At 66.6% G+C, this 16,178-nt stretch carries 13 protein-coding genes; 9 read left to right on the plus strand and 4 right to left on the minus strand.

Features of this window, described 5'->3' with window-relative positions:
• Positions 1-116: 116 nt before the first annotated feature.
• The 5 genes from OG976_RS14760 to OG976_RS14780 all read left to right on the plus strand — a co-directional run bounded on the left by OG976_RS14760 (position 117) and on the right by OG976_RS14780 (position 6,970).
• The gene (locus OG976_RS14760; RefSeq protein WP_328350058.1) at positions 117-1,943 is read left to right on the plus strand and encodes a phosphoenolpyruvate carboxykinase (GTP); all 1,827 of its coding nucleotides are present in this window, start codon (positions 117-119) and stop codon (positions 1,941-1,943) included.
• Between the two features lie 394 nt (positions 1,944-2,337).
• A complete protein-coding gene (locus OG976_RS14765; RefSeq protein WP_328350060.1) occupies positions 2,338-3,570 on the plus strand; it encodes a sodium:proton exchanger in 1,233 nt (410 codons plus the stop codon).
• 68 nt (positions 3,571-3,638) lie between these two features.
• Positions 3,639-4,388, plus strand: coding sequence for a carbonic anhydrase (locus OG976_RS14770; RefSeq protein ID WP_328350062.1), 750 nt, complete (start codon positions 3,639-3,641; stop codon positions 4,386-4,388).
• Between the two features lie 46 nt (positions 4,389-4,434).
• Positions 4,435-6,003, plus strand: coding sequence for a fatty-acid--CoA ligase FadD4 (gene fadD4 / locus OG976_RS14775; RefSeq protein WP_328350064.1), 1,569 nt, complete (start codon positions 4,435-4,437; stop codon positions 6,001-6,003).
• Positions 6,004-6,016: 13 nt separating this feature from the next.
• On the plus strand, positions 6,017-6,970 hold the full coding sequence (locus OG976_RS14780) for an enoyl-CoA hydratase/isomerase family protein (protein ID WP_328350066.1): 954 nt from the start codon (positions 6,017-6,019) through the stop codon (positions 6,968-6,970).
• On the opposite strand, the gene OG976_RS14785 is transcribed toward OG976_RS14780, so the two are convergent.
• Positions 6,948-7,670, minus strand: coding sequence for a GntR family transcriptional regulator (locus OG976_RS14785; RefSeq protein WP_328350068.1), 723 nt, complete (start codon positions 7,668-7,670; stop codon positions 6,948-6,950). The genes OG976_RS14780 and OG976_RS14785 overlap by 23 nt on opposite strands.
• Before the next feature lie 34 nt (positions 7,671-7,704).
• Positions 7,705-8,859, minus strand: a complete 1,155-nt coding sequence (locus tag OG976_RS14790; RefSeq protein WP_442930336.1) for an acyl-CoA dehydrogenase family protein — start codon at positions 8,857-8,859, stop codon at positions 7,705-7,707.
• A gap of 166 nt (positions 8,860-9,025) precedes the next feature.
• Between OG976_RS14790 and OG976_RS14795 the strand changes: the two genes are divergently transcribed.
• The 3 genes from OG976_RS14795 (at position 9,026) to OG976_RS14805 (ending at position 12,466) form a co-directional block, all read left to right on the plus strand.
• On the plus strand, positions 9,026-9,946 hold the full coding sequence (locus OG976_RS14795) for an acyl dehydratase (protein ID WP_328363591.1): 921 nt from the start codon (positions 9,026-9,028) through the stop codon (positions 9,944-9,946).
• 103 nt (positions 9,947-10,049) lie between these two features.
• Positions 10,050-11,174, plus strand: coding sequence for a CoA transferase (locus tag OG976_RS14800; protein ID WP_328350070.1), 1,125 nt, complete (start codon positions 10,050-10,052; stop codon positions 11,172-11,174).
• The gene (locus OG976_RS14805) at positions 11,168-12,466 is read left to right on the plus strand and encodes an amidohydrolase family protein (protein ID WP_328350072.1); all 1,299 of its coding nucleotides are present in this window, start codon (positions 11,168-11,170) and stop codon (positions 12,464-12,466) included. Before OG976_RS14800 ends, OG976_RS14805 begins: the two co-directional genes overlap by 7 nt.
• Positions 12,467-12,752: 286 nt before the next feature.
• On the opposite strand, the gene OG976_RS14810 is transcribed toward OG976_RS14805, so the two are convergent.
• Positions 12,753-13,559: a uracil-DNA glycosylase family protein gene (locus OG976_RS14810; RefSeq protein WP_328350074.1), complete on the minus strand. Its 807-nt coding sequence runs from the start codon at positions 13,557-13,559 to the stop codon at positions 12,753-12,755.
• A gap of 110 nt (positions 13,560-13,669) precedes the next feature.
• Here OG976_RS14810 and OG976_RS14815 point away from each other — a divergent pair, with 110 nt between their 5' ends.
• Positions 13,670-15,103 (plus strand): amidohydrolase family protein, encoded by a 1,434-nt coding sequence (locus OG976_RS14815; RefSeq protein WP_328350076.1) that lies wholly within the window; start codon positions 13,670-13,672, stop codon positions 15,101-15,103.
• A 16-nt stretch (positions 15,104-15,119) separates the two neighbouring features.
• Here the strand turns inward: OG976_RS14815 and OG976_RS14820 are convergent, their stop codons facing one another.
• A complete protein-coding gene (locus OG976_RS14820; RefSeq protein ID WP_328350078.1) occupies positions 15,120-15,734 on the minus strand; it encodes a hypothetical protein in 615 nt (204 codons plus the stop codon).
• Positions 15,735-16,178: the final 444 nt, after the last annotated feature.

Here is a 16,178-nt window from a genome sequence, read left to right on the forward strand (position 1 = left end):
AATCCCGATTAACCGCGGGTATCTCACCCGCGTTAACCTTCTTGCAGGGACGACCGTCTCCGCTATTTGCGGCATAAGGCCTGCATCCTGGCAAGAAAACTACGCAGGAGATACCGATGACTTCAGCGACCATTCCCGGTCTGGACACTGCACCGACCAAGCATCAGGGCCTGCTGGCCTGGGTCCAAGAAGTCGCTGAGCTCACACAGCCCGACAGGGTCGTCTTCGCCGACGGCTCCGAGGAGGAGTACCAGCGGCTGGCTCAGCAATTGGTGGCCGCCGGAACGTTCATTCCGCTGAGCGACTCCGAGGAGCCCAGCTCATACCTCGCGCGGTCCGAACCGTCCGATGTGGCGCGCGTTGAGTCCCGCACCTTCATCTGCTCCGAGCGCGAAGTCGACGCCGGGCCGACCAACAACTGGATGGCGCCCGCCGAGATGCGGACGCTGATGAGCGAGCTGTACCGCGGGTGCATGCGCGGCCGCACCATGTACGTCGTCCCGTTCTGCATGGGCCCGCTCGGTGCCGACGACCCGAAGCTGGGCGTGGAGATCACCGACTCCGAATACGTCGTGGTCTCGATGCGCACCATGACCCGCATGGGCCAGGCGGCCCTGGACAAGATGGGCGACGACGGATTCTTCGTCAAGGCGCTGCACTCGCTGGGCGCCCCCCTGGCGGACGGGCAGGCCGACGTTCCCTGGCCGTGCAACGACACCAAGTACATCTCCCATTTCCCGGAGACCCGCGAGATCTGGAGCTACGGCTCGGGTTACGGCGGCAACGCGCTGCTCGGGAAGAAGTGCTACTCGCTGCGCATCGCCTCGGTGATGGCTCGCGACGAGGGCTGGCTCGCCGAGCACATGCTGATCCTGAAGCTGATCTCCCCGGAGAACAAGGCGTACTACATCGCCGCGGCCTTCCCCTCGGCGTGCGGCAAGACCAACCTGGCGATGCTGCAGCCGACCATCCCCGGCTGGCGGGCCGAGACCCTCGGTGATGACATCGCCTGGATGCGGTTCGGCAAGGACGGCCAGCTCTATGCCGTGAACCCGGAGTTCGGCTTCTTCGGTGTCGCGCCCGGTACCAACTGGAGCTCCAACCCGAATGCGATGCGGACCATCGCCGCCGGCAACACCGTGTTCACCAACGTGGCGATGACCGACGAGGGCGGTGTCTGGTGGGAGGGCCTCGAGGGCGACCCGCAGCACCTGGTCGACTGGAAGGGCAACGACTGGACCCCGGAGTCGGGCACGCCGGCGGCGCACCCGAACTCGCGCTACTGCACCCCGATGTCGCAGTGCCCGACGCTGGCGCCGGAATGGGACGATCCGCAGGGCGTGCCGATCTCGGCGATCCTGTTCGGTGGCCGCCGCAAGACGACCGTGCCGCTGGTGACTCAGGCGCGGGACTGGCAGCACGGCGTGTTCATCGGCGCCACCCTGGGCAGCGAGCAGACCGCGGCCGCCGAGGGCAAGGTCGGTGCGATCCGCCGCGACCCGATGGCCATGCTGCCGTTCCTCGGCTACAACGCCGGCGACTACTGCCAGCACTGGCTGGACCTGGGTAAGAACGCCGACGAGTCCAAGATGCCGAAGATCTTTTTCGTCAACTGGTTCCGTCGCGGTGATGACGGCCGCTTCCTGTGGCCGGGCTTCGGGGAGAACAGCCGCGTGCTGAAGTGGGTCGTCGAGCGCGTCGAAGGCAAGGCCAACGGTGTGTCCACGCCGATCGGCACGGTGCCGCGGGTCGACGATCTCGACCTGGCCGGCCTGGACGTCGAGGCGGCCGATGTCCTCGACGCACTGAAGGTCAATGCCGCGGAGTGGCGCGACGAGATCCCGCAGATCGAGGAGTGGTTCGAGTTCATCGGCGAGAAGCTGCCGACCGGTGTGAAGGACGAGTTCGAGGCGCTCAAGCAGCGTCTCGCTGAAGCGGACTGATTTCGGCCGTACACAGCGAGCGAGCCCCGGGGCGCTTCGGCGCACCGGGGTTCGCTGCTTTTCGGGCTCGTTTGCGGTGGCCGAAGTTCAGGCGACCCGAACTCAGAATTTTCGGGGCCCTGATCAGGACATTCGAGTACCACGCCAGAATATTTTGATAGCCCTGCTAAGTTGCCTGATGGGGAGGCGTGGGCTAGCCTTACCCGCAGCGAAGGGGAGTAGTTCCTCCCGCGGCCGTCAGGCCGCAGAGCGGATGGTCGACATACTGGCGGCGGTGCTGCCCGGTCATCCACCGGAGAGTTGATCCGGCGAGCGAGACCTTCGGCCGACATGAACCGTGTCGACCCGAAGTCTCGCTCTGCGTCACCTCGGGTCGCTGAGCCGAGGAACCACCATGACCAGCGTCCTGTCCCGCAACCGCGATACCGCCCCCCTGTCGGGCCAGCGACTCCTGTGGCGTTCCCTGAGCATCACCGCGCTGCTGATCCTGCCGGCGATGGTCACCCGGTTCGGCGGACTGCACCCCACTCCGACCGTCTCGCTGCTGATCTTCGGAGCCGCCGTCGTCGCCGCCAGTTTCCTGCTGGCATGGGCCGCCGAAGCCGCCCAGATCGACGTCTCGGGTGGCCTCGCGATTGCGGTGCTCGCGCTCATCGCCGTGCTGCCGGAGTATGCCGTCGACCTGTACTACGCCTACACCGCGGGCCAACACGCCGAGTACACCCAGTACGCGGCGGCCAACATGACCGGCTCCAACCGCCTCCTGATGGGCATCGGCTGGCCGGTCGTCGTCCTCGTCAGCCTCTATGTCGCCCGCCGGGTGACAGGGCGTGCGACGACCACCCTGATGCTCGATCCGGGCAACCGCGTCGAACTCGGCTTCCTGCTCGTCGCCGGAATCGCGGCGTTCATCATTCCGGCCACCGGCCGCATCACGCTGACCCTGGGCATCGCCCTGCTGGCCTGGTTCGGCTTCTACCTGTACAAACTGACCCGTGGCGAGGTCGAAGAACCCGAGCTGATCGGCACCGCCGCCGCCATCGGCGCGCTGGCGGACCGGCGCCGGCGGATTACGGTCGTCGCCCTGTTCGTGATCGCGGCGGGTGTCATCCTCGCCTGCGCGGAACCCTTCGCGGAGAGCATGATCGGCGCCGGCACCCAACTCGGGGTGGACCGCTTCCTGTTGGTGCAGTGGCTCGCGCCGCTGGCCTCCGAGGCGCCGGAATTCATCATCGCCATCATCTTCGCGGCACGCGGGAAGGGCACGGCGGCTATCGCCACGCTGATCTCGTCGAAGGTCAACCAGTGGACCCTGCTGGTCGGCTCGCTGCCGATCGCCTACATGGCCGGCGGCGGTGGGACCGCCCTGGTGCTCGACGGCCGCCAGATCGAAGAGGTGCTGCTGACCGCCACCCAGACGATGATGGGGATCGCGCTCATCCTGGCCCTGCGGTTCCATCGGCATACGGCGTGGATGTTGTTGGCGCTGTTCATCATTCAGTTCCCGATCACCTCCACGCACGGCCGCATGATTCTTTGCGGCGTATACGCGGTGCTCGCACTCGCGGGCATGGTTGTCAACCGGAAACACCTGCTGGCGACACTCCGTGCGCCCTTCGTGAGGTGAAACTTCACTCGGGTGTGACTTTGCCGCGCTAGCCTCGTGGCGGAGTCGGTCGAGAGAGGTGCTGATCAATGAACAACCTGTTGTCCAGGCGAGCCTGGTTCGGAGTTGCGGGCGCCTCGGCGGCCGCCGCGGCATTGAGCGCGTGCGGGTCGTCGACCCAGACAGCGACCACGACCACCGTGACGGTGCCGGTGAACGTCCCGGTCACCACCGAGTCGGAGAAGCCGGACATTTCCGGCCCGGACGAAGCTCTGCAACGGCTGCGCGAAGGCAACATGAGGTTCGCCGGCTCGCAGATGGTGCATCCGGATCAGGGGGCTGCGACCCGCGTGCGGTTGTCCGAGGCGCAGAGCCCATTTGCGGTCGTGCTGAGCTGTTCGGATTCACGACTGCCGCCGGAGGTCATCTTCGATCAGGGCCTCGGCGACCTGTTCGTGGTTCGGGTGGCGGGCAACATCGTCGACCCGGCGGGTCTGGGCAGCATCGAGTATGCGGTCGGGCACCTGGGCACCCCGCTGATCGTGGTGCTCGGACACGAGAACTGCGGCGCGGTGTCGGCGACGTTGGAGGCGCTACAACCGCCGTTCGAGCAACCCCACGGTGCGGTGGAATCCCTGATCACCGCGATCACACCCGCGGTGGCCGTCGCCGAGACCAGGCCCGGCAACCTGCTCCAGAACGCCATCCTGGCCAATATCGAGCAGTCCCGCGACCAGATCACGCAGTCCCACGAGTTGGAGAAGCCGCTGGCCTCGGGCGCACTCAAGGTGGTCACCGGCTTCTACGACCTCGGGGACGGCGTCGTCACGCTGACCTGAAACACCTAGTCGACACCCGTCAATTCGGCTGTCGTAAAGTGCACGCATGCAGATCCGTGAGCACGCCGAGGCCACCCCGGACAAACCCGCCGTCATCCTGTATCCGTCGGGTACGACCGTCACGTTCGGCGAGATGGAAGCACGGGCAAATCAGTTGGCCCACTTGTTCCGTCAGGCCGGCCTGCGCGAGGGCGACGCTGTCGCGATCCTGCTGGAGAACAACGAGCACTTTCACACCGTGATGTGGGCGGCCCGCCGCGCCGGGCTGTACTACGTGCCGATCAACACCCACCTCACGGCAGCCGAGACCGCCTACATCATTGACAACAGCGCGGCCAAGGCGATCGTGGGGTCGGTCAAGCTCCGCCCCGTGCTCGAAGGTCTCGCCGAGCATCTCCCCAACGGCCTGCCGGAACTCCTCATTGTCATCGACGGAGCCGAATCGTCGGCGACAGACGCCTCCAGCGATCTGAACGGGTGGCGTCGCTACCCGGAATGTGTTGCAGATCAACCTGTTACGCCCATCAGCGACGAGATCGAGGGCGATCTGCTGCAGTACTCGTCGGGAACCACAGGCCGCCCCAAGGGCATCAAGCGGGAACTTCCGCACCTGCCGCCCTCGGAGGCGCCGGGTCTGATGACCATGCTGGTCTCGTTCTGGATGAACCCCGACGGGGTGTACCTCAGCCCCGCGCCGCTGTATCACACCGCCCCCTCGGTGTGGTCGCTGACGATGCAGGCTGCGGGCATCACCGTGGTCGTGATGGAGAAGTTCGACGCCGAGGGCACCCTGGACGCCATCCAGCGCTACCAGATCACGCACGGCCAGTTCGTGCCGGTGATGTTCACTCGCATGCTGAAACTGCCGGAGACAGTGCGTAACTCGTATGACGTGTCCGGCCTGCAGCGCGTCATGCACGCGGCCGCGCCGTGCCCGGTCGAGGTCAAGAAGCAGATGATCGACTGGTGGGGCCCGATCGTCGACGAGTACTACGCCTCGTCCGAGGCCATCGGCTCCACGCTGATCAGTGCCGAGGAGTGGCTGGCGCACCCGGGCTCGGTGGGTAAGCCGATGGTGGGCAACCTGCACATCCTCGACGAGGAGGGCAACGAGGTCCCGGCCGGCGAGCCGGGCGAGATCTACTTCGAGAGCCCGAACACCTTCGAGTACCTCAACGACGCCGAGAAGACGGCCTCCTCGCGACACCCGAAGGGCTGGATGACCGTCGGCGACATCGGCTACCTCGACGACGAGGGCTACCTGTATCTCACCGACCGCCGCCACCACATGATCATTTCCGGCGGGGTGAACATCTACCCGCAGGAAGCCGAGAACATGCTCGTCATCCACCCGAAGGTGATGGACGCCGCCGTGTTCGGCGTTCCCGACGACGAGATGGGGCAACGGGTCAAAGGTGTGGTCCAACTCGTCGACCACGACGAGGCCTCCGACGAACTCGCCGAGGAGCTGCTGGTCTGGCTGCGGGAGCGGCTGGCGCACTACAAGTGCCCGCGGTCCATCTCGTTCGAGGAACAGCTGCCCCGCACCGACACCGGCAAGCTCTACAAGCAGGAGCTGATCGTCAAGTACTCGGCGCCCACGCCCACCGGGTAGGCGATCGCCTCGAATGTTCCTCGTCGACCTCTCAGACCCGCCGCCCATTGGCGTGGCCGGCGTACCCGGGGTCGTCGTGGCCGTCGGGGAATCCTCCTCGCCGGAGGCGGAATTCTGGCTCGACACAGCGACATTCGCACTCACTGACGTCGAACACGAAGACCGCCGGTTCGTCGCGGTGGACTCGGTTGCCGACACGGTGGCCGAACTGGAGCAGCGGTGCGCACACTGGCCGCACGCGAGCGCGGTCTGCGACGATGTGCTGCGCGCGGTCGATGTCACCGGCTCGGCGTTCGCGCCGATTGTCACCGAATCGCTGGCCTACTCCACCCTGCAATCCGGTCCGGAGTTCGCCCGGTGGCTGGCACAGCGCGGTCCCGCGCGGCTACCGCAGATCGCCGATCCGGTGCTGGCCGAGCGCGACGGATCCACCGTGCGGATCATGTTCAATCGCCCGCAGCGGCACAACGCGTTCACCACGGACGCCCGCGCGCCGCTGCTCGAATTCCTGACGGTTGCGTTGCTCGACGACACCGTGACCGAGGTGGTGCTCGGCGGAAACGGCCCGTCGTTCTGCAGCGGTGGGGATCTCGGCGAGTTCGGAACCTTCGCCGACCCGGCGAGCGCGCACCTGGCCCGGACCCGGCACAGCCCGGCACTGGCCCTCGACGCGCTGACCCGCCGGCTCGGGCGGGCCTGCCGCGCCGAGATCCACGGCCGCGTCCTGGGCAGTGGACTGGAGATGGCCGCGTTCTGCGGCTGGGTCAACGCCCGGCCCGACGCGGTGCTGGGTCTTCCCGAACTCGCGCTGGGCCTGATCCCCGGAGCCGGTGGAACGTTGAGCATCACCCGCCGGATCGGGCGTTGGCGCACAGCGTATCTGGTGCTGTCCGGCCGTACCATCGACCCGGCCACTGCGCTGCGGTGGGGCCTGGTCGACGAGATCAGCTCGAGCGGCGCAGGGTGACCCGATATGTGTACTGCTCGGGCAGGAAGTGGCTCACCGACAGTTCGACGGGCGTACCGGTGGTGTCGGAGTAGAGCCGGTCCACCCGCAGCATCGCATGCCCCGGTTCGCAGTTGACCGCGTCGGCCACGAGGTCGTCGGCTGGGGCGACACTGATCAGCTGTGCCGCTTCGGCAATCGGCTCCGGCAGGTGCGGCTCGAGGATGCCGATGACGGTGTTGGTGCCCACGGCACCGGAGAGCAGTTCGGGGGAGTCGATCACCAGTCGGGCCACCGGTTCGGGAAGGTGCACGGTGGTGAGGACGAACGGCACCCCGTCGTGGAAGCGGCGGAACACCACCGTGTAGACCACGTCGTCGTCCAGGCGCAGTCGACTTGCCGCGTTGACGTCGACGCGGCGCGAAAGTCCCTGCAGGACTTCCATCGTGGTGTCCTCGGACAGGTTCATCAGGTCCTCGATCGAACCCAGCTGGCGCAGGTATCCGCGACCGGTCGCGTAGGTTCCGCGACCGGGCACCCGATACACCACGCCCTCGGCGACCAGGTCCTGGAATGCACGACGGACGGTCTGGCGGGACAGACCGTACTCCGCGACCAGTTCGGACTCGGTGGGCAGCCGGACACCCTCGGGGTAGGCCCCGGCCGCGATATCGTCGCGGAGCCGTTGCCGCAGAACCTGATACGCCGGTTCCGGCTTCATGGCGCTCAGATACCTCCCAGGACTGATGTCGGCATCAAATGCCTCCTCTCGCCACGAGCTGTCCGGCGATGACGTTGCGCTGAATCTCGTTGGTGCCCTCACCGACGATCATCAGCGGGGCGTCGCGGAAGTAGCGTTCGACGTCGTACTCGGTGGAGTAGCCGTAACCGCCGTGGATGCGGACGGCGTTGAGCGCGATCTCCATCGCGGCCTCCGAGGCGAACAGTTTGGCCATGCCGGCTTCCATGTCGCAGCGCTGCCCGCTGTCGTATCGCTCGGCGGCATGGCGGGTGAGCTGGCGGGCGGCTGTCAGTTTCGTGGCCATGTCCGCCAGGTAGTGACCGATCGCCTGGTGTTTCCAGATGGGCTGCCCGAAGCTCTCCCGGTCCTGCGCGTAGGCCAGGGCGTCTTCGAATGCGGCCGTGGCGACGCCCAACGCGCGCGACGCCACCTGGATCCGGCCCGTCTCGAGTCCCTTCATCATCTGCCCGAATCCTCGGCCGGGCTGGCCGCCGAGGATCGCCGACGCCGGAACCCGGCAGTCCTCGAAGACCAACTCACAGGACTCGACGCCCTTGTAGCCGAGCTTGGGCAGATCCTTCGACACCGTCAGGCCAGGCGTCGGATTCTCGACGAGCACCACCGAGATGCCCTTGTGCTTGGGGCTGGCCTGCGGATCGGTCTTGCACAGCAGGGCGATCAGCCCGGATCGGCGGGCATTGCTGATCCAGGTCTTGGCGCCGTTGATCACCAACTCGTCGCCGTCGGCGCGGGCGACGCACGCCATGTTCTGCAGATCGGAGCCGCCACTCGGCTCGGTCAGCGCCATCGTGGCACGCAGTTCGCCGGTGGCCATCCTCGGCAGGTAGGCGCGCTTCTGCTCCTCGGTGCCGAAGATCTCCAGCAGTTTGGCGACCACGGTGTGGCCGCCCATCGCACCGGCCAGACTCATCCAGCCGCGGGCGAGTTCCTGGGTCACCTCGACATAGCAGGGCATCGAGACCGGGGAGCCGCCGTACTCCTCGCTGATGGCAAGACCGTAGACACCGATCCGCTTCATCTGCTCGATCCACGCCTCGGGGTAGGTGTTGGCGTGCTCGACGTCGCGGACGCTCGGCTTGACCTCGCGGTCGATGAAGGCGCGGACTGTCTGCACCAACATGGTCTCTTCGTCGTTGAGTTCGCTCACCGTGGCCGCTCCAAGGTTTGAAATGTACGGCCATATTGACACACGACTCGGTGAACTGCCAGCATGTGCCACTGTGACTTTGTACGGCCATATCGGTGCGGGTGAGGCGGGCGGTCCCTACTTCGACGACCTCGTCGTCGGCCAGGTCTTCGACTGGGCACCCTCGATGACGTTGACGTCCGGCGCCGCCGCCAGCCATCAGGCGATCCTCGGCGACCGGCTACGACTGTCCCTGGATGCCGAACTGGCGCACGCCGTCGTCGGCGCCAACGGCCCACTGGCTCACCCGTCGCTGGTGTGCGACGTCGCCATCGGCCAGAGCACCCTGGCGACCCAGCGCGTCAAGGCAAACCTGTTCTACCGGGGGTTGACCTTCTATCGCTACCCGGTCATCGGCGACACCCTGTTCACCCGCACCGAGGTGGTGGGTCTGCGGCAGAACAGCGCCAAGCCCGGTCGTGCGCCGACCGGACTGGCGGCACTGCGGATGACGACCATCGACCAGGTCGGCCGTCTGGTTCTCGACTTCTACCGCTGCGCCATGCTGCCGCTGAGCCCGGGTGCGACCGACACCGGACATGCCGACGACCTGACCCGCATCGGCGTGGACCTCGGCGCTGCCCCGGACCCGACCGCCGACTGGAACGCGGCGGCATTCCGGGAACGCGTTCCTGGCCCGCACTTCTACCCCGATATCGCCGGTTCGGTACTGCGCAGCACCGGCGACGTGGTGAGCTCAGCACCGGAACTGGCCCGACTGACACTGAATGTTGCCGCCACCCATCATGATTCGCGGGTCGGCGGTCAACGGCTGGTCTACGGCGGCCACACCATCGGGCTGGCGCTGGCACAAGCCGGCCAACTGCTGCCGAATCTTGCAACCGTGCTGGGGTGGGAGTCGTGCGACCACACCGGTCCGGTGCATGAGGGTGACACCCTTTACAGCGATCTGCACGTCGAGGCGGCTGCACCGCTGCCCGGCGACCGCGGAGGTGTGCTGACGTTGCGATCGGTGGTCTACGCCGTGGCCGCCGAGGGCGACGACCGCCAGGTCCTCGACTGGCGGTTCAGCGCGCTGCACTTCTAGGTCCAGCATCGAAACCGACGTTCTGCACGTCGGCACTCGCACTTCCGCGCCGATACGTCGGTTTCGGCGCGGGGTGGGCTCGGCCGAAGTGGACAATGAGCGGGTGGACGATTCGGAGACCCGCTGGGCCGCGGTTCTCACCCGCGCCGAAGCGGTCGCGGCCCGGCTCACCGAGCGGCTCGGGGTGCCCGTCGATGCTGTCGCTGCGCTCACCGGCCGCGCCGCACTGCTCGGACTGCACCGGGCGGGCCGTATCTCGGCCGGCGGCGCCACCAGGCTGCTGGCGACCGCCGACGGCTGGTGCGCCCTGACCCTGTCACGGCCCGACGACCTCGCCGCCGTACCCGCCCTGGTCGAGGCCGACGACCTGACCGCCGACCCGTGGGCGGCGGTCACCGGCTGGGCCGCTGAGCGCAGCAGCGCCGACGTTGTCGAGCGCGCCGTTCTCCTGGACCTTCCGGTCGCCCGGTTGGCCGAGACCGCACCGGAACCGCCGCGGGTGCTGGCCGCCGGGCCCCGGGATGGCGCGCGTTCGGTGGCCGGGCTGCTGGTCGCCGACCTGACCTCGATGTGGGCAGGCCCGCTGTGTGGACAGATACTGGCCAGTGCCGGTGCCACCGTCGTGAAAGTGGAAAGCCCGCACCGACCCGACGGAACCCGCGGCGGCGATCCGGCCTTCTACGACTGGATCAACCACGGGAAGCTTTCCTACGCTGTCGATTTCGACCGGGACGCACCGAGACTGCGGGCATTACTGGGCGCCGCGGACATCGTCATCGAGGGCTCTCGTCCCGGCGCGCTGGCCCGGCGAGGGCTCGACCCGCAGACCGTGCCCGGCCCACCGGGGCGGGTGTGGCTGCGCCTGTCCGGCCATGGCGGGGACTGCGGGCGGGTGGCGTTCGGCGATGACGCGGCCGTGGCGGGCGGACTGGTCGCGATGAGTGCGGCGGGACCGGTGTTCTGTGGCGACGCGATCGCCGACCCACTCACCGGCCTGGAATCGGCTCTGGCGCTGACTGATTCGTTGGCCCGCGGTGGTGGTGAGGTCATCGATGTGGCGATGTCCCGGGTCGCTGCCAGCTACGCCGCGCTGCCTCCCGAGCGGGCCGCCGCAGGTGAGATCGTGCCGCCACGGCGACCGGCACCGGTACCGCGTGCCGCACGCCTGGGCGCAGACAACGCCCATGTCGACCACATCGTCGCCCAAATGAATTCGCTCCCATGCTGATTCAACGCGCGACCCTGCTCGACGGGCGATCCGTCGACATCCGGGTCACCGACCGCATCGGCGATGTCGGCGCGTCCCTGGCGCCGCAGCCGCAGGAGAGCGTGTTCGACGCCGCCGGCGGCACCGTGATCCCGGGACTGCACGACCATCACGTACACCTGCGGGCCGCCGCCGCGGCGCTGGACTCCGTGCAGGTCGACCAGGCCCACGCGCACGACCGGGCCGGGCTGGCCGCGATACTCGCCGCCGCCGATGTCGGCAGCGACGGCTGGGTCCGGGCCGTCGGCTACCACGAGTCGGTGGCAGGGCACCTCGACCGGCACGTCCTCGACGAGTTGGCGCCCCATGTGCCGGTTCGGATCCAGCATCGCAGCGGGGTGCTGTGGATGCTGAACTCCGCGGGCCTGGCCGAAGTCGGCCTACCCGCTCACCCCGACGGGCGGCTGCGCAGCTACGACGGCTGGTCGGATTCCGTTGCGCGCCGGGACGTCTCGCTGGTGAGCTTGAGCGCTCGGCTCACGTCCTACGGGGTCACCGGGGTCACCGATGCCACCCCCGACCTGGACGCCGACTCGATCGTGAACCTGACGCAGGCTCATCACCACGGCGAGTTGCACCAGCGGGTGCACTGGCTGGCGCCCGGTAAGCGAATCCTGCACGACGACAACCTCGATCTCGACGAGTTGACCGACTGGATCGCCACCCGCCACCGGGACGGCCCGGTCGCCGTGCACTGCGTGACGGCCGGTCAACTGGTGGTCACGCTGGCAGCCCTCGACGTCGCGGGTGTGCATCCCGGCGATCGCATCGAGCACGCCGCGGTGGTGCCTGCCGACACCCTGGCCGATCTGGCCCGCCTGGATCCCGTGGTGGTGACCCAACCGAACTTCGTCGCCGAACGGGGCGACCAGTACCTGCTCGACGTCCCCGCCGCCGATCAGCAGGGCCTGTGGCGGCTGGCCTCCTTGCTCAGCGCCGGGGTGCGGGTGGCCCTGTCGACCGACCTGCCGTTCGGCGGTGCCGACCCGTGGGCGGCGATGCGGGCGGCGGTACGCCGGACCACTGGCCGGGGCGCGGTACTCAATGGCAATGAATGTGTCACGCCTGCACAAGCTTTGGCGATGTTCTGCGGTCATGCCGACCGTCCGGGCGTTGCGCGCACCATCGCGCCGGGACAGCCGGGCGAGCTGTGCGTGCTGGCCGGGTCACCGGACGAGGTCCTCGACACCCTGGCAGCCGACCAGGTGGTGGCCACCGTCATCGGTGGACACCTGCATGAGGTCAGGAGCTAGTGCGCCAACTGGATTGAGGGCTGCGACTGAGAAGGTCACGCAGTCGCTTGGCTCCGCGGTCGGACAGCGGTCGAGACGACAGCGCGTAAGCGGCGGCTTGGTCGGGGGTTGCTCGCTGCGGTGCTGATCAATTCGATTACCTCAAACGGCATGCCATTGAAGCAATTACCCGCAGATCCTCACCCACCGTCTGACGATCCGCAGCATCGCCGTCCACGCTGCTGTTGCCGGGGCCCACTGCTCGTTGGGCTTGTGACTGCCGTTGCTCGGCGTCGAAGTACCGCATTCAGTGGGTGAGTTGGGCCGTCGTGGGAGCCTGCCAAATGAGCGTGTGGTCTGGGTCCAGTTGTTGTGCGGAGGTGCTGGGTCGGCTGACGCAGTTGTTGTGGGCCGGCTGGGCACGTCGTCCCCAGGAGTCGTCGCCGATCCACGGCGGTAGTCCGAAGGGGAGGTCAGCTGCCGGAATGCGCTGGTAGTCGGATTCTTCGAAGGTGGCGCCGTAAGTGGGTCCGGTGGGGTCGCCGTCGGCATCTGGGGTGATGGCGGCGCGGAGTTGAGGCAGGGCTGCCCGCCACTTGTTGAGGAGCAGCGTCTCGTCGTGGTTCGACGGATGAGGCAGCTCGAACAGTGCGACGTTGGGCCTGGTCGTCCATAATTTGACCGCTGCTGAGGCATTCGCGCCGAGGGCCACGATCACTTCAAGGTTGGGCGTTACGAGCATGTCGTAGAAGTGATTACGCCATGCGAGCTGTTGCGGATCGGAAAGCACGGGCTTTGCTTGGCTGACGTTCGACGGGTGTACGGCCACTGGGTAGGCGTTGACGAGGATGTAGGAGCGGGTGAGGCCGATTTTGGTCAGCAAGCCTTGAGTGCGTTGGCCGGCATCTCCGATGAGCGTGCGACCGACGAGCCTTTCGGTCGGCCCCGGATCAGAGCCAATACCGAGTAGTCGTGCGCTTCCGTCGAGGCGGCCCCTGTAGAAGACGGGACCCCAGTCGTACCAGAAATAGGGTCGATACTGCGGTGCGATTTCGGGCAGTGTCGCGAAGTGCTCCGCGAATGGTTGTGGCGGGCCGCCATCGAATCTGGTCATGATTCCTCTATTCCGCGTCTACCAGCATGATCGGGTTCCCTTGATTTGTCTATAACTCGGCGCGATGGCTTCTCCGGGAGTAAGACTGGCCAGATCCCGGGAGGTTGAACGTGACTAAGACCAGCAAATCCAACCTGTTCATGAATGCCTACCTGCAAGGCATGCCTCGCGCGCTGACGACCTCCCCGCGGCGACCTGACGCCGATCGTGAGGTAGTCGGGTTGGAGGACCTCGACGCTGTTCTTGCGATGCCACAGCAGGCTGTCGCCATCGGCGGAACGGTGATCTCGCCCGACGGAGCATTGCCCGGCTGGGTGACCGTCGCGGGCGGCGTCATCACCGCGATCAGTGCGACCCGCCCCGACGACGCAGCGATCACGCTAGACACCGATGGCATCGTCATGCCTGGAATGCTGGATCTGCACGGGCATCCGGAGTTCAACATCTTTGCCCCCTGGGAACCGCCCAAGACCTACGTCAACCGTTACGCATGGCGCGGCAGCGCGCCCTACAAGGAATTGATCCGCGATCCACAGAACCAGCTGATTGGCACTGTACCGACCGGATATCAGTTGCGGTACGCCGAAATTCGGGCATTGGTAGGTGGCGTCACAGCCATTCAGGGTGCAAGCCTCAAAACTCAAGGTTCCTACGAGTCGATGGTGCGCAATGTAGACGGCGTGGTCTTTGGTGAGCACAAAGCCCGCGCCGTGATCGACTTGCCTTCAAGCCTGGACTCTCCTCGCGGCGGCTCGGCATTCAAGAATGTCCTCGATGAGATCGAGGCCGGCCAGGTGACGGCGTTCTACGTTCACCTCGCCGAGGGCAAGCGCGACAACGAACGCTCGCAGAAGGAGTTCGATCATCTGGTGCAGATGGGCGGCCTGACCGCGGCGACGATCATCATTCACGGCACCGCGTTGACCCGCGACCAATTCCAGCAAGCGAAAGACGCTGGCGCGAAGCTTGTCTGGTCGCCACAGTCCAATCTGCGATTATACGAAGAGACCACACGCGTCGCGGACGCTCTCGACGTCGGCCTGCCCGTGGCTTTGGGTGCCGATTGGCTTCCAAGCGGATCTCAGAGCCTGCTGGCAGAAATGAAGGTCGCTCGCGAAGAGCTCGAGAATCAGCAACACCCCATCGCCGCCAAGGATCTAGTCGCCATGGTTACCTCAGGGGCCGCCGACATCGCCGGCCTAGGAGGCAGCCTGGGACGCTTGGAGGTCGGGCGCCCCGCCGATCTTGTGGTGATGGCAAGCCAGGACGACGACGCATACGAATCGATCTGCCAGTCAACGCCTGCCGCAGTCGAACTCGTCATGATCGGCGGCGACGTCGTCTACGGCCAAGACACGTCCGTGACGGAGCTGGTCGGTGATGACGCTGCCAACCGGTATGAAAAGACCCGGGCGTGGGGTCGGAAAATGCTGCTCGACACCAGCTACACCGTGAGGCCAGCAGACAAGGCAGCTCCAACATTGTTGGCCATCCGACAATCCCTGACCAGCGTCTACCGGCCCGTCGGGCCGATCTGGGCCTGAGCCGCCGGGCGCACTGTCAGGAGCCGATGCGGGCGATCGCGGTGCTCGCCAGGCCCTCAAGGGTCTCGCAGGGCAGTGGTCCGTCCACCGCGTAGATACGATTGCCGGCAAGCAGTACCGACACCCGCCGCAACATTCCGCTTTCGCGCTGGGTGCTGACACATTTCGCAGATCCGGGCATGCCATGTGCCTCGGCGGTCTGATTGTCGGCACCCAGGCCCGCCATGTCGAAGTCACTTCGAGCATCGACAGGGAAGCTACCGGACAGGTCGAGTTGTGAGGTGATCATCTTGCCGTCGGCGTTGTAGGTACAGAACGGCGAGAGTGATCCTTCCTCGTCATCGCCCGGGAGGATACTCGGCGTTTGTCCACCGAGAGCGTTGGTAGCTTCCGCAGAAGTGATCCAGTCACAAGGCTGAAGGACCGGCGGCGCAGTCGGGTCGAACGGCACGACATGGAGCGTGATGACGTCGGCGGCTCCAGCAAGGGCGCCGGGTGCGGGCGAAATCTCGGTGATGCGATAGTTGCCGATGCTGCCGCTCTCAACGTCGCGCCCATCGGGGGGAAACGCGTGGAAGTTATCCCAGCAGCCCAGTGGGCCGATCTCCGCGTCGAAGAGAATGGTGCCCACGACCTGAGGAACCGGCCGCGGCCATGTCTGTGCGGCACAGAGCTGTTCGAGGCTAGTCGGCTGAGACCCTGTAGCGGCGGGTGCGGATGACGTTGCCGTCGACGCAGCGCCCGCTGGGGCCAGCGGTGCAGCCTTCGGACTGCCGGTGCTGCATCCTGCGACCACCACAAGCGCTGCGATTGAACTGCCGACAAAAAGAGCTTTACAGGCCAGACGCTACCGCCACCTGCGCACATTAAGATGCGAGCCTATCGCGACAATCCAGTCCGTTCGGCGGACCGGGTTGGGACGTCGTCTTCTAGCGGAAATACGCCAGGCCGTCGCCGCCGACCTGCCGCTAGTTGCAGAGACGGACGCTGACGGAGTTGGCTACTGCGCCTCGTCCGGCTTCACCATCACGCCCCTTGGCGAGAAGTATCCCGGTGTGCAGAGATTCCGTGCACG

The organism is Mycobacterium sp. NBC_00419, assembly GCF_036023875.1.
Lineage (GTDB): Bacteria > Actinomycetota > Actinomycetes > Mycobacteriales > Mycobacteriaceae > Mycobacterium.